Origin of the sequence: Actinoplanes sp. NPDC049668 (assembly GCF_044465445.1) — a bacterium.
In the GTDB taxonomy this organism is placed as follows: Bacteria; Actinomycetota; Actinomycetes; order Mycobacteriales; family Micromonosporaceae; genus Actinoplanes.
The window spans coordinates 71406-92179 of record NZ_JBITLR010000007.1; the positions used below are offsets into that span (position 1 = coordinate 71406).

The 20774-nt window shown below is 71.9% G+C and carries 13 protein-coding genes; 5 read left to right on the forward strand and 8 right to left on the reverse strand.

Annotation, left to right across the window (positions count from 1 at the left end; all coding sequences use genetic code 11):
• Nucleotides 1-4: 4 nt before the first annotated feature.
• From ACIBSW_RS28505 to ACIBSW_RS28525, 5 genes are all read right to left on the reverse strand, one after another.
• Nucleotides 5-754: a hypothetical protein gene (locus ACIBSW_RS28505; RefSeq protein WP_354718858.1), complete on the reverse strand. Its 750-nt coding sequence runs from the start codon at nucleotides 752-754 to the stop codon at nucleotides 5-7.
• Nucleotides 755-796: 42 nt separating this feature from the next.
• Nucleotides 797-1843 (reverse strand): LacI family DNA-binding transcriptional regulator, encoded by a 1047-nt coding sequence (locus ACIBSW_RS28510; protein WP_354718856.1) that lies wholly within the window; start codon nucleotides 1841-1843, stop codon nucleotides 797-799.
• 115 nt (nucleotides 1844-1958) lie between these two features.
• A complete protein-coding gene (locus tag ACIBSW_RS28515; RefSeq protein WP_354718854.1) occupies nucleotides 1959-3230 on the reverse strand; it encodes a DUF1996 domain-containing protein in 1272 nt (423 codons plus the stop codon).
• A 95-nt stretch (nucleotides 3231-3325) separates the two neighbouring features.
• Complete coding sequence (locus tag ACIBSW_RS28520; protein ID WP_354718852.1) at nucleotides 3326-5071, reverse strand: discoidin domain-containing protein; 1746 nt, start codon at nucleotides 5069-5071, stop codon at nucleotides 3326-3328.
• A 300-nt stretch (nucleotides 5072-5371) separates the two neighbouring features.
• Nucleotides 5372-6442, reverse strand: coding sequence for a DUF3616 domain-containing protein (locus ACIBSW_RS28525; protein WP_354718850.1), 1071 nt, complete (start codon nucleotides 6440-6442; stop codon nucleotides 5372-5374).
• 89 nt (nucleotides 6443-6531) lie between these two features.
• On the opposite strand from ACIBSW_RS28525, the gene ACIBSW_RS28530 reads away from it, so the two are divergent.
• Nucleotides 6532-7347, forward strand: coding sequence for a DUF72 domain-containing protein (locus ACIBSW_RS28530; RefSeq protein ID WP_354718961.1), 816 nt, complete (start codon nucleotides 6532-6534; stop codon nucleotides 7345-7347).
• Between the two features lie 6 nt (nucleotides 7348-7353).
• On the opposite strand, the gene ACIBSW_RS28535 is transcribed toward ACIBSW_RS28530, so the two are convergent.
• A complete protein-coding gene (locus ACIBSW_RS28535) occupies nucleotides 7354-10131 on the reverse strand; it encodes a bifunctional diguanylate cyclase/phosphodiesterase (RefSeq protein ID WP_354718848.1) in 2778 nt (925 codons plus the stop codon).
• Between the two features lie 192 nt (nucleotides 10132-10323).
• On the opposite strand from ACIBSW_RS28535, the gene ACIBSW_RS28540 reads away from it, so the two are divergent.
• The 3 genes from ACIBSW_RS28540 (at nucleotide 10324) to ACIBSW_RS28550 (ending at nucleotide 15051) form a co-directional block, all read left to right on the forward strand.
• A complete protein-coding gene (locus ACIBSW_RS28540; RefSeq protein WP_354718846.1) occupies nucleotides 10324-13563 on the forward strand; it encodes a GH92 family glycosyl hydrolase in 3240 nt (1079 codons plus the stop codon).
• 67 nt (nucleotides 13564-13630) lie between these two features.
• A complete protein-coding gene (locus ACIBSW_RS28545; protein WP_354718959.1) occupies nucleotides 13631-13984 on the forward strand; it encodes a PadR family transcriptional regulator in 354 nt (117 codons plus the stop codon).
• Entirely contained in the window at nucleotides 13981-15051 is a 1071-nt protein-coding gene (locus ACIBSW_RS28550) for a hypothetical protein (RefSeq protein ID WP_354718844.1), read from the forward strand. The genes ACIBSW_RS28545 and ACIBSW_RS28550 overlap by 4 nt, the downstream gene beginning before the upstream one ends.
• On the opposite strand, the gene ACIBSW_RS28555 is transcribed toward ACIBSW_RS28550, so the two are convergent.
• Entirely contained in the window at nucleotides 15033-15458 is a 426-nt protein-coding gene (locus ACIBSW_RS28555; protein ID WP_354718842.1) for a PPOX class F420-dependent oxidoreductase, read from the reverse strand. The genes ACIBSW_RS28550 and ACIBSW_RS28555 overlap by 19 nt on opposite strands.
• Before the next feature lie 126 nt (nucleotides 15459-15584).
• Here ACIBSW_RS28555 and ACIBSW_RS28560 point away from each other — a divergent pair, with 126 nt between their 5' ends.
• On the forward strand, nucleotides 15585-16406 hold the full coding sequence (locus tag ACIBSW_RS28560) for a hypothetical protein (RefSeq protein WP_354718840.1): 822 nt from the start codon (nucleotides 15585-15587) through the stop codon (nucleotides 16404-16406).
• A gap of 3 nt (nucleotides 16407-16409) precedes the next feature.
• On the opposite strand, the gene ACIBSW_RS28565 is transcribed toward ACIBSW_RS28560, so the two are convergent.
• Entirely contained in the window at nucleotides 16410-20639 is a 4230-nt protein-coding gene (locus tag ACIBSW_RS28565; protein ID WP_404799506.1) for a GH92 family glycosyl hydrolase, read from the reverse strand.
• Nucleotides 20640-20774: the final 135 nt, after the last annotated feature.

The window sequence follows — 20774 nt, forward strand, 5'->3', positions numbered from 1 at the left end:
CAGGCTACTGGCCGGGCGGTGACCCTGCCGGCCCGATCGGGTCGGCGGCCGGCGCCGGCTCGAACGCGACGGCCGACACGTCGGCCGCCACGTCGATGAAGTCGGTGCCGTACGCCGCCGGCTCGACGATCCGCAGCACCAGGCAGAACGGCCGGTCGGCGCCGTACTGGCGCTCGAGCTGCCGATGCCGGCCGGCGAGGTAGCGGGCGGCCGCGAGATTGGCGCCCGCGGTGAGGCCGCCGAGCAGGAAGACGGGGCAGCCGCGGCCCGGCCCCCAGAACCGCGCCAGCACCACATAGGTCGTGTCCGGGGTCCGGGCGTACTCCGTGCCGCCGACGGTGAAGGCCAGCCGGGGCTCGTCGGCATCGACGCTCGCGAAGGTCACGCCGCGCAGGATCGTGCGCAGGTGCACCCCGCTGCGGGGGTTGGCGGTGAGCGGCCCGCCGACGCAGAACTCCGTCTGCCTGCCGATCTCCCCGGCGGGTTCGGACTCGCCGACCCGGTCGGCCCGGGCGCCGCACTCGCGGGCGATCGTGGCGAGCTCGACCAGCGCCGCGACGTCGCGGCGGTGGACGCTGTTCTCGCGCGGGGACGACGCGTGCCGGGCGACGACGAGCAGGCAGCTCGCGCCCTCGGTGAGGCCGAAGAAGGCGCGTTCGCGGGCCAGCCGGCGGCGGCGCAGGACGTGCCCGGCGAGCCAGACGGCGGTGCCGGCGATGACGCTGGCGAGAAGATTGATCAGGAGGTCGCCCACGCAGTCATGATGGCCGATCGGGTCGACCGTCGCCCCGGCGGATCAGGCGGATTCGCGGATCACCAGGGTCGGCTGGAACGTCACCGAGCGCGGCAGCCGGTTCGGCGCGGCGATGCGGGCCATCAGCACCTCGGCCATCTCCGCGGCCATCTCCTCGACCGGCTGGCGGATCGTGGTGAGCAGCGGCCGGCAGTCGAGGGCGGCGCTGCTGTCGTCGAAGCCGACCACCGCGATGTCGTCGGGCACCCGGCGGCCGAGGTCCTGCACCGCCAGCAGGGCGCCCTCGGCCATGAGGTCGCTGGCGACGAAGAGGCCGTCGACGTCGGGGTGCTCGCCGAGCAGCCGCCGGGCGCTCGACTCGCCGCCGTGCCGGGTGAAGTCGCCCTCGACGGCGGGCACGTCCGCGAAGCCGCGGCCTGCCAGGTAGGACCGGAAGCCGTCGAGCCGGTCCTGGCTGGAGGGCATGTCCAGCGGCCCGCTGATGGTGGCGAGCCGGCGGCAGCCGCGGCCGAGCAGGTGCTCGGCGGCGAGCCGGGCGCCGAGGCGCTGGTCGACGTCGACGAAGCTGACGGCCAGCGGCGAGGCGGGCCGGGCCGAGACGACCGCGGGGATGCCCAGCTCGTGCACCTGGCGGGGCAGCGGGTCCAGCTCGTGGCTGCTGATCAGCAGCACCCCGTCGACGTGGCCCTGGCGCAGGTAGCGGAGCACGTGGTGGTGGTCCGTCGAGTCGGTCGGAATGATCACCAGGTGGATGTCGTGCGGGCGCAGCGCGCCGGTCGCGCCCGCGGTGATCCGGCCGAAGTACGGGTCCGTGAAGATCCGGTTGAGGAACGAGGAGTCGAACGGCCGGTCCGGCTCGGAGATGACCAGCGCGACCGAATTCGACTTGCGGGTGACCAGCGAGCGGGCGGCGACGTTCGGCACGTAGCCGGTCTCGGCGATGGCCCGCTGGACGATCTCACGGATCTTGGCATCTACGCTGGGTGCGCCGTTGATCACCCGGGATACGGTCGCCCGCGAGACCCCGGCCGCCTCGGCGACCTGGTCCATCGTCGGGTGCTGCCCTCCGCGGGCGGGCCGGGTTGTCATGGCGTCTGTTATAGCACCAGAATATTTCGGTCTGAGAGCGCTTTCTTGTACCGATTTGGCCCGTCTCCGCGGGCCGCCGGGGCCTTTTTGCGCCCCGGCGGCCGCGGCGGTCATCTCAGGGCCGCCCGTTGGTGCCGCACTTGACGATGATCCGGATGCAGTCGTTGACCCGGCGGGCCATCTCGTCCTCCGGCCAGGCGTTGAAGAAGTCGCCGTGCATCGTATAGCCGGGCCCGGACGCCAGCCGGAAGCCGGCCGGGTTGCCGCTGACCGGGTACCGCATGACCTGGCGCAGCTTCGGCACGACCACCGGGTGGCTGGTCGGGCACGCGTTGCCGACCGGGTACGCCATATGGCTCTTGTGATCGGTCGAGTCCAGGTGCACCCCGTCCCAGCAGTGCGGGAAGTCGAGGTACGACTCCAGCATCGTGCCGGCCGGGCAGGTCACGAAGTCCGGCGACGAGCCGACCTGCCCGGCGTGCAGGCAGGACCAGCGCGAGATGGTGTTGTCGCCCGGCCCGGTCGCCTTGGCGTTGCCCGCCACGATCCGCAGGCCGAGCGGCAGCGGCTGGGTCTGCGCGATCAGCGCGTCGCTGACGCCCTCGCCCAGGTAGTAGAAGATGCCCGTGGTCGGCTCGACCGGCACGTTGTTGTTGTAGAAGGTCGGGATCCAGTACGAGGACTTGTCGATCGACGGATTGCAGTTGCTGTTCGCGTTGAGCAGGTCGTTGACGGTCGAGTGGGCGTTGGTCACCGTGCTGCCGAAGAAGCTGTGCATGTGCGAGGCGCCCGGCATGTTGGGGAACACGATCGGGTCGTCCGGCAGCCGGTGGCTGTACGGGCAGTCGGCGAGGAACTCGGCAACCCGCACGGCGCCCGGCGGGATGGTCGGCGGGGTGGTCGGGCCGCCGCCGGTGCCGTACACCTCGAACTCGGTCAGCGAGACGCCCCACTGGGTGGCGCGGGCCGTCGACAACATGCGCACGTAGCGCCCGGAGCCGGTGACGGCGACGGTCTGCCGCCCGCCGGTGCCGGCGATGTTGGCTCTGATCGTGGTCCACGCGCTGCCGTTGGGGGAGACCTGCAGGCTGAACGTCCTCGAGTACGCGGCCTCCCAGGCCAGCACCACCGACGAGATCGTCGCGGTGCCGCCGAGGTCGACCTGCAGCCACTGCGGGTCGCTGAACGCGCTGGACCAGCGGGTGCCCGCGTTGCCGTCGACGGCGTTGGCGGCGGGGAAGGCGGCGGACTCGGTCGACGACGCGGTGGCCGGGCGGCCCTGCGAGAGCAGGGGGTCCGCGGCGCTGGCGCTGGACTGCGCGGCGACGACGTAGGTGGTCAGGACGGCCGCGACCGCGGCCGCGATGGACAGGGTTCTTCTCTTCATCGGGGATCCTCCAAAAGTGGCGGTGGAACTTCTGGGAGGTGGTGCGCCGGGGCGGGGATGGGGGCCCCGCCCCGGCGCTGGATGCGGCCGTCAGCTCACTTGTAGACGCGGACGTAGTCGACGAGCATCCGGGAGGGGAACGGGGTTGAGGCGTCGATCGGGCCGGGGAAGTCGCCGCCGACCGCGAGGTTGAGGATGATGTAGAACGGGTGGTCGAAGATCCACGGTCCGCGGGTCGCCTCGACGGTCGCCTTGCTGGCGTAGAAGACCTGTGTGCCGTCGAGCAGGAACCGGATGCCCTTGCTGTCCCACTCGGCCGTCCAGACGTGGAACGCGGCGGACAGGTCGACCGCGCCGGGCGCGGTGTACTTCTGCCCGTAGCCCCCGCCGCCGTTGTACTGCGGCGCGTGCAGGGTCGAGTAGCCCTCCGTGGTGTTGCGGCCGAGGACCTCCATGATGTCGATCTCGCCGTTGTACGGCCACGGGCGGCCGGTGAGGAAGTCGGCGCCCATCATCCAGAACGCGGGCCAGAGGCCGTTGCCCTTCGGCACCTTGATCCGGGCCTCGACCCGGCCGTACTGCGCGGTGAACTTGCCGCCGGTGTTCATCCGGGCCGAGGTGTACTCGCGGCCGTTCGAGGCCTCCTTGCGCGCCTCGATGACGAGGTTGCCGCCGCCGTCCATCTGCGCGTTGTTGCTGTTCGCCGAGTAGTACTGGATCTCGCCGTTCTGCGGGAAGCCGGGGTCGTAGGTCCACTTGGCCGTGCTCGGCTTGGTGCCGGCCGGGTCGTTGAACTCGTCGCTCCAGACCAGGTTGGTCGCCGGGAACGTCGGGTCGGCGGGCTGGGCCGGCGGGGTGTTCGGCGCGCCGCCGGTGCCGTAGACGTTGAAGTCGTACAGCGAGTAGCCGTACGGGCCGGAGCGGGCGGTGCCGTACATCCGGACGTAGCGGCCGGTGCCGGAGACGTTCAGGACCTCCTTGAAGCCCCGGCCGGTCGTGGTCGAGTAGATGTCGGTCCAGGCGGACGCGTTCGGGGAGACCTGGATCCGGTACGCGGTCGCGTACGCCGGGTCCCACTGCAACTCCACCCGGCTGATCTGCGCGGTGGCGCCGAGGTCGACGTAGATCCAGCCGGGGTCCACCCAGCCGGTGGTCGAGCTCGTCGCCCAGCGGCTGGCCGGGTCGAGGTCGAAGGCCTTGCCGGCGGTGCACGGGTTGCAGTTGACGTCGTTCTGCTCGCTCGACGCCACGCCCGGCTTGTTGTACGACAGCAGCGTCGCGGTGCCGCCGGGCGGCGTCGTCGGGGGCGTTGTCGGCGGCGTCGTCGGCGGGGTTCCGCCGGAGAAGACCTGGAACTCCCAGAGCGAGTAGCCGTAGATCGACAGCGCCCGCTCGGTGAGGTTGAGCCGCACGTACCGGGCGTTGCCCGTGACGGCGACCGCCTGGGCGCCGACGTTGCCCCGCAGCGTGCCGGTGGCGTTGGTGAAGGTCGTGCCGTTGGTGGAGAACTGCACCGTGAAGGCGGTCGCGTACGCGGCCTCCCAGTTCAGGTTCACGCTGCTGACGGCCGTGGTGGCACCGAGGTCGACCTGTAGCCACTGGCTGGGCGCGAAGGCGCTGGACCAGCGGGTGCCGGTGTTGCCGTCGGTGGCGGCCGACGCGGGGGTGCCGGCCCACTCCACTGAGGAGGCCGTCGTCGGCTTGCCCTGCGAGACGATGACCTCGGCCGCCCGGGCGTCCCGGACCGTGACGACCAGGAAGGCGGCGAGCAGGCCGAGCAGCGCGGCCGTGAGAGCGGCGGCCCTCGGCGGAGAGACGCCTCGAAAAACGGCTGAACTCATGAACGGGTCCTCCTTGCGGGGAATCAAGAAGTGGGGGAGGGGATGGGGATGTACGCGACGAGAAAGCGCTCTTTGATAGGTCACTGTGAACCCCGGGTTAACAGGTGTCAATGCCTGCTAGGAGCCCGGGAAGCGCTTCCTCGAACCCGCGCTCAGGGGGCGCACGCGGATCCGCCGGAGATCGACGCTCGTCTCCGCAGGTAGGCACGCTGATGGGCGGCGTGGCACCCGATCAGGGCCACGCCGCAAACTCACGGTTCCGGAACTTCGGCATCGGGGCTTACTAACCCCGGCGCAGGGTCAGGGCAGCTGCACCACGTCGGCGACCACGGCGCCGTCGTCGGTCAGCCGGACCGCGGCCGGGCTGTCGTAGACCACCAGCACCGTTCGGTTCTCCGGCGGGCCGATCAGGCCGAGCCCCTCGGCGTGGTCGTCGCCCTCGCCGTAGGTCAGCTCCAGCTCGCGGGAGAGCAGCTCGCCGCGCACGATCGCCGGCATGCCCGTCTGGAAGGCGCCGCGCCAGCGGTAGATCCGCACCGGGCCGTCGAGGTCCATCGTCGGGCCGGCGAGCACCAGCAGGTCGTCACCGGACGGGCACAGGTCGCGGACCCCGAGACCGTCGAGGTCGAGGACGTGCTTGCGGTAGGGCCGGCCGTCCTCGAAGTCGCGCAGGCGCAGCCGGCCCGGGTCGGCGGGGTCCACGTACGGCCGCAACTCGATGACGAACGCCCAGCCGCGCAGCACCGGGCCGCGCAGGCCCAGGTAGACCCGGTCGCCGCTGACCGCGATGCCCTCGACGTCCAGGCCGTTGTCCTTGCCGGGGATGGCCAGGAACGGCGCCAGGTGTTCGTCGTGCCGCAGCAGCGCGCGCAGGTTGTCCCGGGGGTCTAGCTGCGCCACCCGGTGCCGCTCGCCGTCCACCTCGATCTCAGCAACGGGCGTCGGCAGGCCGTCCACGTCGACGATCGGCAGCCGTACCAGGATCTGGCGGTTGGCCTGGCCCTCCACCCGGGCGAGCCGCCGCAGCGCCTTGTCGCCCGCGTGGCGTTCCTTGATCTGCTTGCGCCGCAGGCTGTGCGAGCCGACCGCCCAGAGGAAGTGCCCGGTACGGGCCAGCCCCTCGATGTCGGCCTCCTCGTCGGCGTCCTCGCCGGGCAGGTCGACGAAGTCGGCCAGCCGGAACGTGCGCTCGTCGGAGTACTCCGACGGCGCGGCCGGGTCGTCGGCCACCAGCCGTTCGAGGGTCGCGGTCTCGTCGCCGGCGATCCAGAGCACCCGGCCGTCGACGCGGACCGCGGACAGGTTGGTGTGCGTGGCCGCCGCCCGGGAGAGCTGTCCGAAGCGCAGCCGGACCGTGTGTACCAAGGTCATGACGACCATCGTGGCACCCCGGCGCCGCATCGGGAACCGGCTGAGGCGTTGGTTATCCTCGCGGGGTGCGTCTACACGTGGGGTGCGCCATGTGGACCCACAAGTCCTGGCCGGGGCGCTTGCTGGCGCCGGACGAGCGCCTGCGCTCCTACGCCGGCTGGTGCGACGCGGTCGAGGGGAACACCACCTTCTACGCGACGCCGGCCCGGGACACCGTGGCGACGTGGGCGGCACAGACCGGGCATGAGTTCCGGTTCGTGATGAAGCTGCCCCGATTGATCACGCATGAGCGCCGCCTCGGCGACGTCGACGACGCGCTGCGGGCCTTCCTGCACGCGATGGAGCCGCTCGGCCCGCGGCTGCACGCCCTCTGGATCCAGCTGCCGGGATCGTTCGGCCCCGCCGACGTGCCCGCGCTCGACCGCTTCCTGCGCCGGCTGCCGGCCTCGCACCCGTACGCCGTCGAGGTCCGCCATCCCGCTTTCTTCGACGATCCCCGGGCGGCCGCGCAGCTGGAGGGCGTGCTCGCCGCCGCGGACGCCGAATGGATTCCCTTCGACACCACCGCGTTCTTCGCGAGCCCGCCGACCAGCGACGCCGAGCGGGACGCCTGGACCAAGAAGCCGCGCCTGCCGCTGAGAACCCGCGCGCTGACCCGGCGGCCGATCGTGCGGTACCTCGGCCGCGACGACGCCGAGCGCACGGTCGAGGGCTGGCGGCACTGGGTGGACGTGGTCGCCGGGTGGCTGGCCGAGGGCCGCTCGCCGACGATGTTCATCCACACGCCGGACAACGCCGACGCGCCCGCGCTCGCCCGCCGCTTCCACGCGGAGGTCCGTGCGCGCGTGCCCGGCCTCGAGCCGCTGCCCGAGCCGGAGCCGGTCGGGCCCGCGACTCTGTTCTGACGGCGCTCAGGCGACCGGAGCGTCGGCCGCCAGCGCGATCGGGATCAGCCGGCCGGCCTCGCCCGCCGCGACCGGCCGGGAGAAGTAGAAGCCCTGGGCGAACGTGCAGCCCATCTCGCGCAGCGCGGCGAGCTGGCCGTACTCCTCGATGCCCTCGGCGACGGTGGTCATGCCGAGGCTCTGCCCGAGCTGGACGATGGTGCTGGCCAGCGCGGTGTCGTCGGTCTGCTCGCCGAGCCGCTCGATGAACGAGCGGTCGATCTTGAGCATGTCGACCGGGAACCGGCGCAGGTAGGCGAGCGACGAGTAGCCGGTGCCGAAGTCGTCGATCGCCAGGGTCACGCCGAGCGCCTTGAGGCGGATCAGCTGGGCCAGGTTCTCCTCGGTGTCGGTCATCAGCACGCTCTCGGTCATCTCGAGGCAGAGCCGGTCGGCCGGCATGCCGGTCTCGGTCAGCACCTCGCGGACGACGGTGGCCAGGTCGCTGCGGTCGAACTGGCGCACCGAGACGTTCACGGCCATCTTGATCGGCCGCGTGTTGTCGCGCTCGGCCCACTCGACGGCCTGCCGGCACGCCTCGGTGAGCACCCAGCGGCCCAGCGGGACGATGAGGCCGGTCGCCTCGGCGATCGGGATGAAGTCGAGCGGGCTGATCATGCCGCGGGTCGGGTGCTGCCAGCGCACCAGCGCCTCGAAGCCGACGATGCTGCTGTCGGTCATGTCGATGGTCGGCTGGTAGTGCACCCGCAGCTCGTCGCGCTCGAGCGCGAGGCGCAGGTCGGCCTCGAGCTCGAGGCGCTCGACCAGGCCGGCCAGCATCCGCGGGTCGTAGCTGGCGAAGCTGCTGCCCCCGGTCGCCTTGGCCTTGTACATGGCGAGGTCGGCGTTGCGCATCAGCTGCTCGGCGTTGCCGGCGTCCTCGCCGTCGGCGAGCGTGGTGTACGAGGCGAGCCCGATGCTGCCCCGCACGTGCAGGGTGCGCTCGTCGACGAGGAACGGGTCGTGCAGCCCGTCGACGATGCGCTGCGCGACGACCTCGGCCTCGCCCGCGCCGAGCGGCGAGGAGATCAGGACGGCGAACTCGTCGCCGCCGAAGCGGGCCACCACGTCGCCCTGGCGCACCGAGGTCTTCAGCCGCTCGGCGACCTGCACGAGGAGCCGGTCGCCGGCCAGGTGCCCGAGGCTGTCGTTGACCTCCTTGAACCCGTCCAGGTCGAGGAAGAGCACGGTGACGTCGTCCTGCTCGCGGCGGTGTTCCAGGGCCGTCGAGACCCGCTCGCGGAACAGGGCGCGGTTGGCGAGCTGGGTGAGCGCGTCGTGGTACGCCTCGTGCACCAGCTGATCCTGCAGCTCCTTGCGCTCGCTGATGTCACGGGTGTTCAGGACCAGGCCGCCGACGTTCGGGTCGTCGAGCAGGTTGGTGACGGTGATCTCGGCCTGCCGCATCCGGCGGTCGCTGTGCGGCAGGGTCACCTCGATCACCGTGGTCGAGTGCGGTTGGTCGCTGACCGAGCGCAGGGCGTCGGAGAGCCGGCCGGCGGCGGCCGGGTCGAGGAGGCTGATGAGCCGGCGCCCGGTGAGCACGTCCGGCGAGTAGCCGAAGACCCGCTGCACGGACTCGCTCTGGTAGAGCACCTCGGCGTCGGTGCCGACCACGGTCACCACGTCCGAGCTGTGCTGCACCAGCGAGTGGAAGCGCTGCTCGCTGGCGGACAACGCGGCGGTGCGGTCGGCCACCCGGGCCTCCAGGTTGCCGGTGAGGTTGCGGTTCTCCAGCAGGGTGAGCATCTGGCGGCCGACGATCAGCAGGATCAGGGCCGACCGGGCGTACGCGGTGAACGGCGTGCTCTGCCCGGTGCGCAGGAACCAGACGACGCTGGTCAGCAACGCGGCGAGCACGGCGATGTACGGCAGCAGCACGCCGAACGGCTGTGCGCCCTCGACGCTGTCGGAGTCGACGGCCGGGCTGGCGCCGACCGGCCTCGCGGCGGCGAGCAGGATCATCAGCAGGCCCGCGAACCAGCCGACGTCCACGGCGCCGCCGGAGTAGTACACGTCGGTCAGGTTCAGGTACGCGTACCCGATGTCGGACACGGCGAAGGCGGTGACGCCGGCGATGATCAGCGCGAGCCGGGCGAAGGTGTTCCCGTGCCGGCGCTGCAGGGCCAGCATGTAGACGACGATGGTGACGATGACGATGTCGGCGACCGGGTAGCCGACGTTGACGAGCAGGCCGCGCCCGTTGGTCGCGCCGAGCTCGCGCAGCGGCTCGTAGAAGACGTGCGAGGCCATCAGCAGCAGCGACGCCGCGACCATCATGCCGTCCAGGACGCTGCGGGCCCGGTTGGCCATGGTCTGCGCGGCGACGGGCAGCACCAGCAGGCCGGCCGCGGTCAGCACGATCATGCCCTGGTAGCCGAGGTCGGCCTCGGACGGCAGCGGTACGGCGCCCGTGACGAGCTCCAGCCGGAAGGCGAACACCCGGCCGGCACCCCAGGACAGGGCGCCGAGCGCGATGAGGGTCCAGCCGGCGCGCATCCGGCCGCGGACCGTCGCGGCGCGGTGTACGCAGGCGCCGGCAGCGGCGAGCGCGGCGAGGCAGAGCCCGACGTTTGCGAAGATCGACGATGCGCCCGGCCCGAGCACGCCCGTGCTCAGCACGGCGCCGAAGGCGGCGACGGCCACGGCGATGGCGATGCAGGTCCACGCCCAGCCGCGCACGGCGCGGCGCGGGCTCCGCTCGGTGGGTCCGGGCGGGGCCTGCGATCGGGTGGTCGCTGCCATCAGCTCATCTCCGGTACGTGGAAACCACCCGCTGCTGGACGGTCGTACCAGGTGAGATCGGGCACGGACCGCCCGATCTAAGTTGCACCCGGGTGCAATCCGGGTGTCCGCCGGGCGGTTCCATTGACAGGTGTCGCTGGATCGTGACAACGTTGTCAACGGACGATGACGTCGTTGACCGGAGGTTTCCCGATGACCCGTCGGTTCCTGGTGGCCGTGCTGCTCGCCGCCTCCGCGTGCTACGCGAGCCCAGCCAGGGCCGGCGCCGCCGCGGACGACCCCGTCGACCTGGTGCACCCCTTCGTCGGCACGCAGAACTTCGGCAACACGTTCCCGGGCGCGAGCGCGCCGTTCGGCATGGTCCAGGTCAGCCCCGACACCGGCGGCCAGGGCGGATACGACTACCAGCAGGGCAGCATCCTCGGGTTCAGCCAGACGCACCTCTCCGGCGTCGGCTGCGGCGTCGCCGGCGAGCTGCCCATGCTGCCGACGACGGGTGCGGTCAGCACGTCCGACCCGAGGTCCTACTCCTCGCCGTACTCGCACGACGACGAGGAGGCCTCGCCCGGCTACTACCGGGTCGGCCTGTCGAGGTACCAGACCCGGGCCGAGCTGACGGCGACGCCGCGCACCGGCTGGCAGCGCTACACGTTCCCGGCGACCGGCGCGGCGAATGTGCTGTTCAACACCGGCCGGGCCAACCAGTCCGTCTTCGACTCCGAGATTCACGTCGTCGGCGACCGGACCGTCGAGGGCCGTGTGCACGCCGGCGGATTCTGCGCCGGCAAGGACGACCACACCGTCTACTTCACGGCGAGCTTCGACCGCCCGTTCGCGGACACCGGCACGTGGCGTGGCGCGGCGCTGACCCCCGGCGGCCGGGACGCCGCCGGCACCGGCGACAACGGCGCGTGGGTCACCTTCGACGCGACGCAGGACCGCGACGTCGTCGTCAAGGTCGCGCTCTCCTACACCGGGCCGGACGGCGCGCGGCGCAACCTCGCCGCCGAGACCGCCGACTCGTACGACTTCGACGCCACCCGGGCGAGGCTGCGCGCGACCTGGGCCCGCGAGCTCAGCCGGATCGAGATCGGCGGCGGGACCGAACAGCGGCGCGGCGCCTTCTACACCGCGCTCTACCACTCGCTGCTGCACCCGAACCTGGCCGGCGACGTCGACGGCGGCTACGTCGGCTTCGACCGGCGGGTGCACATCGCGGACGGGTACACGCCGTACCAGAACCTCTCGCTCTGGGACACCTACCGGCCGCAGAACCAGCTGCTCGAGCTGCTGGTGCCGGACGTGGCCCGCGACGTCGCGCTGTCGGTGATCGCGATCGGGCGCGACGGCGGCTGGCTGCCGCGCTGGGCGCTCGCCAACAGCGAGACCAACATCATGACCGGTGACCCGGTCACCCCGTTCCTGGTCGAGGCCTGGTCCAAGGGCCTGCTCGCCGGCCACGAGCAGGAGGCGTACGCGCTGCTGCGCGCCAACGCGACCGCACAGCCACCGGCGGACTCGCCCTACAACGGGCGGACGGGCCAGGACTACTACGCCGACCGCGGCTACATCCCGTCCGGGCTCGACGACGGCGTGGACTGCGCCGACAAGGGCGGCGACAACGACTGCGACCACCCGGCCTCCGCGACGCTGGAGTACGCGGCCGCCGACGCGGCGCTGGCGCTGATGGCCGCGGGCCTGGGCCGGACCGCCGACGCCGAGCTGTTCGCCGGGCGCGGGCAGTGGTACCGCAACCTGTGGGACTCCTCGATCGGGCAGTTCCGCCCGCGCACGGTCGACGGGACCTGGCTGACGCCGTACGACCCGGTGGCGGCGGGCGAGCAGTTCCACGAGGGCGGCGCGTACCAGTACCAGTGGCTGGTGCCGCAGGACCCGGCCGGGCTGGTCTCGCTGATGGGCGGGCGCCGGGCGACCGAGCAGCGGCTGGACGACTTCTTCGTCTACGACCGGCTGCTCGCCGACCCCGCCGGCACCGCGCGCACCGACTGGATCGCCAGCCCCTACGACTACTACGCCAAGGCGACGTACAACCCGAACAACGAGCCGGACCTGCTGGCGCCGTACCTGTATCTGTGGGCCGGCGCGCCGGCGAAGACCGCGACCGTGGTCCGGGCCGCGATGACGCTGTTCACCACCGGGCCCGACGGCATGACCGGCAACGACGACCTCGGCACGATGAGCGCCTGGTACGTCTTCTCCTCGCTCGGCCTCTACCCGACGATGAGCGGCGCCGGCTTCCTGGCGCTCTCCAGCCCGCAGTTCCCCGAGGCGACCGTCACGATCGGCGACCGCCGGCTCGTGATCACCGCGCCGGGCGCCTCCGACACCAACCGCTACATCCAGCGGGTCCGGCTCGACGGCGCGCCCGTCGCCCGCACCTGGCTCGACTGGTCGGCGGTCACCGCCGGCGGCACGCTCGCACACACCCTGGGCGCCACACCGTCGAGCTGGGGCACGTCGGCCGCGGCCCAGCCGCCGTCGGTCAACCGGGCGCCGGCGGACGGCCGCACCCACGTCGCCGCCGCCGTCCGCCCGTCCGCAGCGGCCCTGCCCGCCGGCTCACCCACCGCACAGCAGGCGGCCTTCGAGGTCGACGTGGTCGCGCAGGCACCGCAGACCATCGCGACCCGGGTCACCGCCGCGGTCCCGGCCGGCTGGCAGGCGACGGTCAGCCCCCGCCAGCCCAAGACCCTGGTCAGCCGGCGCCTGCCGGTCGGCACCACCGCGACCCTCACCGTGCGGGCCCCGGCCGGAACGGCCGCCGGCGAGTACCCGGTGGAGGTCTCGGTCTCCGCGCCCGGCGCACCGACCGTGCGGCGGACGGCCAAGATCACCGTCCGCGAACCGGTCACCTGCGCCTCGACCCAGGCCGGCGCCTGCCTGGTCGACCTCGGCGCCGAGCGCAACGCCGACGGCACGGCGACCGTGGCCGCGCCCGCGGAGGGTGACTTCGACGGCGGCGGCTGGAGCTACGACGCCGACCTGCTGCCCGCCGCCGGCCCGGTCACCTGGGCCGGCGTCACCTACCAGGCACCGGACCCGGCCGGAACGGCGAAGAACCTGGTCCGGGCCCGCGGCCAGTCACTCCTGCTGCCGGCCGGCGACCACACGGCGGTCAAGCTGGTCGCGACCACCCACAACGGCCCGGTCACGGCCGCCCTGACCATCGGGTACGCGGACGGCACGAGCGCGGCGGTCCCGGTGACCGTCGCCGACTGGTGCGGCACGGCGTCGACGGGCACCACCACGGTGCTCGCGATGCCCCACCGCATCAAGGCCGGCAAGGGCGTCGACGGCCCGCCGGTGAACCTGTTCGGCCTGAGTCTGCCGATGGCCCCGGGCCGCCAGATCCGCTCACTCACCCTGCCGAACGACCCCCGCCTGCATCTGTACGCCCTGACTCTGTCCTGACCACCAGGCGCTTCAGGCGCAAGTTGACGTTATATACCGGTGAACGTAGTCTGCCTCCGTGGCAGCGATGCAAGAGCCGACGTTCTTGATCCTCACCGCGTTGGCGACGGGGCCCAAGCATGGCTATGGGGTGACTCAGGAGGTCGCCGAGCTCTCCGAGGGAACGGTCAAGTTGCGGGCCGGCACCCTCTACGGAGCCCTCGACCGCCTGGTGGAGCAGGAACTCATCACGGTCGACCGCCAGGAGGTCGTCGACGGTCGGTTACGCCGCTACTACCGGCTCACCGACGCCGGCGCCGGCCGGCTCGCCGAGCGGGCCCGCCGCCTACGCAAGCAGGCGGAGGCGGCGGAGAGCCGCCTGCGGACGCGACCGAACCTGGCTCTCGGGTTCACGGCCGGCTCGTTCGGGGCTTCCGCATGACCGCCTCGGGGGAGGTCATGCGGAAGCAGCCGACACACGCCGAGCTGGAGCGCTGGTACCGGCGTCTGCTGTGGGCGTACCCGATCGGGTACCGCCGCGCCAACGGCGAGGAGATCCTCGCCATGCTGATGGACTCGGCGGAGCCGGGCCGGCGCCGGCCCAGCCGCGCCGACGTGGCGGATCTGGGGCGGGGCGCGGTGCGGCAGTGGTTCCGGCTGCCGGTCGGGCTCTCGACCATGGTGGCGGCCGTGCTGGCCGCCGTGGTGCTCGGCGCCGTCGGAGCGTCCGCGGGTTCCTGGCTGGCCTGGCAGGCGAACGAGCTGCCTTCCAACGCCACCGCCCTCGAGATCACCGAAACCGCGGCGGGCGCGCCGATGACCGCGCCCCATGTCCAACGGCTCGACGGGCGGCGAGACTACTGGCGCGCGGTGTACGTGTCCGATGAGCTGTCGCTTCCGAACTGGACGATCGAAACGGCGCAGGCGCGCCTGCGGGCCGGCGGCTGGACGCTCGGCCCGGTCGAGAAGTCCATCCCCGACCTGTACCGGGGCGACGAGCGGCTCGACGCTGTCTACCAGGTGTTCCGGGCGACCCGAGACGGCCACGCGGTCACCGTGTACGCGCTCACGGACTTCACGCCGGACCTCGCGGGCACACAGCTGAACACCGATGTCCACCTGGCCGTGCCGAGCTGGGAACCTGTGGCGATCCTGCTGGGTTGGCTCGTCGGCGCGGTCGCCGGCTGGCTGCTCACCGGTTGGGCCGGCTACCGTCTCCGGCGCCGGGCGTTGCCGCGCCGGCTGGCCGTTCTTACGCTCGGCCTCGCCGCGCTCGGCCTCGCCGCCTTTCCCACCATCGGCCTGTACCACACGCTTTTCAAGCTCACCTTCACCGAACTCGGCGTCTACGGCACGGCTCCGGCCTACTGCTGGGTCGTTGTCGATCCCCCGGCCATGCTGGTCGGCGGAACCCTGGCAGCAGGACTGGCGATCCTCGTCCTGGCCGCCACGGCCCGCCAGAGTCGCGGGCTGAGCCGCGCTGCGCGCGTCTACAGCACCCAGCCGTAGAGGCGCTCGACGCGCAGGCTCAGGACGAGGCGGCCGTCCGCGACCATCGCGCGGCGGTAGTCGTCCCAGTCCGGGTGCTCCTTGCCGCTGATCAGGCGGTAGACCTCGATCAGCTCCTCGACCGTCGCGTCGTGCTCGTCGGTCGAGGGCGGCGAGAACGTGGCGTGCACCTCGGCGACGACGTAGCCGGCGCCGCCCGGTCCCGCGACCCGCAGGCTGCCGCGCGGGTCGCGGCGCAGGTTGTGCACCTTGGCCAGCGAGGACCGGGTGGACGCGCGCAGCACGCGGGTCTTCTCGTCGGCGGTGTAGTTCACGTCGGACAGCTGCGGCCGGCCGTCGCGCTTGACGGTCGCGAGCGTGCACAGGTTGGCCGCGGCGATGACGGCCCAGAGGTTGTCGTCGGACACATCGCCACGCTAGCCGATTCGGCCGACCTCGGTTCTGGTCCGTTCAGTTGACTCGGCGCGAAACGCCTGCCGGCGGCGCCCCGGGCCGGTAGGCATGGGTGATCCACGCTGGAAGGGGCGACACGCTTGGCCGAGCCTCCCGGGTACGGCCCGCCGTACAGCCGGCCCGACTTCGATCCCGCGGACCCCCTGATCAGCGCCGACTACGTCGGCTGGTGGCGGCGCAGCCTGCGCGTCATCGGGCGGACCTGGCCGCGGTTGCTGGCGGTGCAGGTGATCGGTGCCGTCGCGCTGTTCGTGAGCGACCTCGTCCTGAGCCGGCTGGCCGGCTGGTTCGTCGAGTCCGATCAGTCGCGGGGCCTCCGGGTCGTCACCGAGGTCACCGCCTCCATCGTCGACACGACGGTGACCAGTCTGATGACGCTCGTGATGGTGTTCGTAGTGATCCTCTCCGCCGACGGCCGGGAGCCGACCCTTCCCGAGTGCCTGCGCGGTGCCCTGCGCCGGCTGCTGCCCGTGCTCGGCTGGTCCGTCGTGGCAGCCCTGCTGGTCACCGTCGGGCTGGCGCTGTGCATCCTGCCCGGCGTCTACTTCCTCCTGGTGCTGATCCCGCTAGTCCCGGTCGTCGCCGTCGAACGCCGCCAGGGCGTCGGGCGCTGCTTCGAGCTGTTCCCCGCCGGGAGCGTCGGCTGGACCCGCAACGGCACCCTGCTGGCACTCACCGCGCTCGGCTTCACGGTGCTGGGATTCGTCGAGGCCGCGGTCGGCACCGCGGAGCTGCGCCCGGGCGCCGACATCGACCCGCTGGCCGTGGCCCTGTCCAGCGTGGCCGCCGCCGCGGGCGTGATCCTCACCGGGCCGCTCACCGTCACCGCGTACGCGGACCTGCGCGCCCGGCGAGAGCCCCTCCGCACCGCGGACCTCGCCGGGCAGCTGCTGCGACCCTGAGCGTCAGAGCCCGCCGCACTGGCCGAGGCGGGCGCCGGCGACGGTGTTCGGCAGGCCGTTGTCGACCGGCGCCGGGTTGTTGCCCGTGCAGGTCAGCGCTCCGCCGATGGTGTTGCCCGCGACCACCGTCGACCCGGTGTTGGTGCGCAGGGTGACCGCGCGGGTCAGCGTGGAGTTCTCCACGCTGACCGGCCCCGAGCCGCTGACCGTCAGCGGGCCGGACACGGTGGAGTGCAGCAGCGCGACCGTGCCGGCGCCGTTCGCCGTCACCGCCGCCCGCAGGGTGGCGCCGGTGGCGTAGAGCGAGGCGCCCCGGGACACCGACACCAGGCCGGTGATCTGCGCGCCCGCCTGGATGCAGGTGACGCCCGAGCGCACCGACAGCGCGCCGACGACCTTGTCGGAGATCACCGTGGTGCAGGCCGGTTCCGGCACGCCGAGCAGCTCCACCTCGGCGAGCGTGGTGCTCGCCTCGCCGGTGTTGGCGGTGACCTCCAGGCGGTAGTACGCGTACCGGCCGGGCCGGGCGATCTTGAATGGGCGGGTCTGCAGCCGCCAGTCGAAGACCTGGTCGGCGCGTTCGTCGATGGTCGTCCAGGCGGTGCCGTCGTACGAGCCCTTCAGCTTCCAGGCCTTCGGGTCGCCGGCTACCGCGCCCGAGGTGAGGGTGTAGTAGGCGGCCCGTTCGCCGGCGCCGGCGAACCGGTACTGCCAGGTCGGCGTCTGCGACGCGAACGTCGCCTGCGTGGTGGAGGTGTCGTCGACCAGCGCCGGGTCCGACGCGGTGCCGCGGCCCGGGCCGGTCAGGTCCCGCAGCGGGGCGGGTGCCGCGGCGCCCGAGGTGAGCGACGGCGGCGCCGCGTCCGCGGCCGTGCCCCACCGCGACGGCTCGGCGCCCATGGTGAAGTCGAGCGTCGCGCCGTCGGCCAGCAGCGAGTGCGGCAGCGACGTCGAGTCGTACGCCTTGCCGTTGACCTTCAGCGACTGCACGTAGACGTTCGACCGGCTGTTGCCCGGCGCGTTCACAACGATCTTCTTGCCCCCGCCGAGGTTCACGGTCGCCTTGGTGAACAGCGGCGAGCCGATCGCGTACTCGGGGCTGCCCATCCGCAGCGGGTAGAACCCGAGCGCGCTGAAGATCTGCCACGCGCTCATCTCGCCGTTGTCCTCGTCGCCCGGGTAGCCCTGGCCGATCTCGCTGCCCAGGTAGAGCCGGGACGTCGCCTCGCGGACCAGCTTCTGCGTCTTGTACGGCTGTCCCACGTAGTCGTACATGTAGATGATGTGGTGCGACGGCTGGTTGCTGTGGCCGTACTGGCCCATCCGGACGTCGCGGGCCTCGTACATCTCGTGGATCGGGCCGCCGTACGAGCCGTAGAAGGTGGCCGTCTCCGGGGTGTCGAAGAACTTGTCCAGCTTCTCCGCCAGGCCGTCCCGGCCGCCGTACAGGTTGGCCAGGCCCTGGCCGTCCTGCGGCACGTGGAACGCCATGTTCCAGCCGTTGGTCTCGGTGTAGTCGTAGCCCCAGACCCGCGGGTCGTAGGTGGACGCCGGGTTGCGCCACGCGCCGGAGGAGTTCTTGCCCTGGAAGAAGTCGACCGACGGGTCGAACATGTTCACGTAGTTCTGGGCCCGGTTGCGGAAGTACTCGGCCTGTTCGGCGTACTCCGCCGCCTTCGGGCCGCCCTTCTCGGCCAGCGCCCCGGCCATGTTCGCGATGCCGAAGTCGTTGATGTAGCCGTCCATGGCCCAGGACATGGCCTCGCCGGTCGCGTCGCTCGGCGTGTAACCCTTGAAGATCGCGCTCGCCATGCCCTTGCGGCCGACGTTGGAGTTCGGCGGCGCCACGGTCGCGTTCTTCAGCGCGGCCTGGTAGGCGGTCTCCGCGGGAATGCCGGGAACACCCTTGAGGTACGCGTCCGCGAACGCCACGTCGGAGCTCGTGCCGACCATCAGGTTGGCGTAGCCCGGCGAGGACCAGCGGGAGATCCACCCGCCGTCGCGGTACTGCTGGACGAAGCCGTCCACCATCTCGCCGGCCTGCTCCGGCGTGAGCAGCGAGTACGCCGGCCACGTCGTGCGGTAGGTGTCCCAGAAGCCGTTGTTGACGTACACCTTCCCGTCCTTGACCGGTGCGCCGGTCTCGGTCGGCGTGCTGGCCGGGCTGGTCACCGCGGACTGCACGGTGTGCCGGTACACCGGCTCGGCGGCGCTGCCGGTGTTCTCGAAGCCGGAGTTCGGGTACAGGAACAGCCGGTACAGGTTGGAGTAGAGCGTGACCAGCTGGTCCTCGGACGCGCCCTCGACCTCGACGGTGCGCATCTTGGCGTCCCACAGCGCCTGCGCGCGATCGCGCACCGACTCGAGGGTGGCGTCGGCCGCGATCTCCAGGTCCAGGTTGTGCCGGGCCTGCTCGACGCTGATGAGCGAGGTGGCGATGCGCATCCGCACGGTCTTGTCGCCCGTGGTGTCGAACTTCAGGTAGCCCGTCGACGGCCGGTTGCCGGTCGCCAGCATCCCGCTCGACGCGACCGGCCGGTCGAAGGTGGCGTACATGAACATCCGGGTCCAGCCCGCGGAGAGGCCGCCGCTGTTCACGTCCGACCAGCCCGACACGGTCCCGTTCGCCGCGTCGATGGTGAGGCCGGCGCCGTTGTTGACGTTGTCCAGGATGAGGTTGGAGCTGTCGCCGGTGAAGGTGAACTGGAACAGCGCCGCGTGGTCGGCCGGCGCGAACTCGGTCTTGAGCCCGTTGTCGAACGTGACGCCGTAGTAGTAGGGCTTCGCGACCTCGTTCTCGTGACCGAACGCCAGCGCCCGGTTGGCGCGGTTGGCATCCGGTACGCCGGCGGCCGCGCTCGGCATCACCTGGAACGTCTGCCGGTCGCCCATCCACGGGCTGGGCTCGTGGCTGGCGGAGAACGCCTGCAGGGTCGGGCGGTTCGCCGCGTTGTTGCGGCGGTGGTACTCGTACAGCCAGCTCGTGGTGCCGGCGTTGGTCACCGGGGTCCAGAAGTTGAAGCCGTGCGGCACCGCGGTGGCGGGGAAGTTGTTGCCGCGGGAGAAGTCGCCCGACGACTGGGTGCCGCGCCTCGTCTCCGCGTACTCGGAAAGGTGTGCCCGGGGTCGCGGGGCCGGGACCTCCGCGACGGAGATGTCGTCGAACCAGGCCCGGAAGGCCGTCGGGCCGGAGGGCTTGTCGTAGCCGATCAGGATGCGGTCGATGGTCTTGCCGGCCGCGACCTCGCCGATCCGCGCGGTCCGCTTGTTCCACTGCGCGGTGTAGAGGGTCTTCGACGCGCCCTGCGCGGCGGGGCTGACCACGATGCCGTTCTGGTCGAGCGCGCCGAGCCGCGACAGCCGGGTGCCGTCGGTGAAGACCAGGTCCACCGCGGTGTAGGTGGCCGGATTCGACAGATCCTCGCGGTTGAATTCCGGCAGCACCAGGTAGGAGAGCTCGGTCTTGGCGGTCACGGCGACATCGACGTCGAAGACCTTGTTGTACGAGTACCCGCGGCCGTCGGCGGTGTGCCGCCCCGAGATCTGGAACGCCCGGAGCCCGGTCCAGCCGGCGCCCGCCTTGGCGGTCGGTGAGCTGGCGGGCCCGGGGCCGATCCGGCTCTGCATCGGCCCGGCCGGCGGGGCGGTCACGTCGTCGCCGGCGAGCTCCAGCTCGGCGAGCTGGGTGAGGTTGCCGGACGGATGCCCGGTGATGTCGAGCCGGTAGAACCGGAAGGTGGCCGGGTTCGCCACCTCGTAGGTCTTCGTCTCGAACCGCTCGGAGAACGTCTGCCCGGTCCGGGTGTCGACCGTGGTCCAGGCGGTGCCGTCGGCGGAGCCCTGCAGCGTCCAGTCCCGCGGGTCCCGCTCGGGTGCGTCGTTGGCGGAGGTCAGCGCGTACTTGACCACCTCGGCGGGCGCGTCGAGGGTGTACTGCGCCCAGCTGGTCGGCGTGTCGACGAGCCACTTGGTGGCCGAGTCGCCGTCGTTGAGGTTGCCGGCGCCCTCGTTGCCGTTCGGCTCCGCGTTGACGGCGATGGCCGTGACGTTGCCACGCAGGCTGCCCGGCATGCCGGTGGCGACGTTGCCGTCGACGCCGGAGCTGCCGGCGTCCGCGTCGACCGTGTCCGTCCAGTCCGGCTGCGGATCATCGGTCTCGAACGACGAGGCGAACGCGCCGGCCGCCGCCGCCCGGGCGCCGCCGCCCGGCGCGAGTGCCGCGGCCGCCGCGATCAACGTGACGGATAACAGGGCGACACCCCAACGTGGCCGGTGCATGCCGTCTCCTTCCCGAATGCGCAGGAAACCTTCGGGACACATCGTTACGTCTACATTCATCGATGTGCAAGGGTTCCTTTGACATCGATG

Excerpts from the sequence above, each read along its gene's own strand:
- ACIBSW_RS28510 (WP_354718856.1), bottom strand. The coding sequence starts at position 1,843 with ATGACAACCCGGCCCGCCCGCGGAGGGCAGCACCCGACGATGGACCAG.
- ACIBSW_RS28515 (WP_354718854.1), bottom strand. The coding sequence starts at position 3,230 with ATGAAGAGAAGAACCCTGTCCATCGCGGCCGCGGTCGCGGCCGTCCTG.
- ACIBSW_RS28520 (WP_354718852.1), bottom strand. The coding sequence starts at position 5,071 with ATGAGTTCAGCCGTTTTTCGAGGCGTCTCTCCGCCGAGGGCCGCCGCT.
- ACIBSW_RS28525 (WP_354718850.1), bottom strand. The coding sequence starts at position 6,442 with ATGACCTTGGTACACACGGTCCGGCTGCGCTTCGGACAGCTCTCCCGG.
- ACIBSW_RS28530 (WP_354718961.1), top strand. The coding sequence starts at position 6,532 with ATGTGGACCCACAAGTCCTGGCCGGGGCGCTTGCTGGCGCCGGACGAG.
- ACIBSW_RS28535 (WP_354718848.1), bottom strand. The coding sequence starts at position 10,131 with ATGGCAGCGACCACCCGATCGCAGGCCCCGCCCGGACCCACCGAGCGG.
- ACIBSW_RS28540 (WP_354718846.1), top strand. The coding sequence starts at position 10,324 with ATGACCCGTCGGTTCCTGGTGGCCGTGCTGCTCGCCGCCTCCGCGTGC.
- ACIBSW_RS28545 (WP_354718959.1), top strand. The coding sequence starts at position 13,631 with ATGCAAGAGCCGACGTTCTTGATCCTCACCGCGTTGGCGACGGGGCCC.
- ACIBSW_RS28550 (WP_354718844.1), top strand. The coding sequence starts at position 13,981 with ATGACCGCCTCGGGGGAGGTCATGCGGAAGCAGCCGACACACGCCGAG.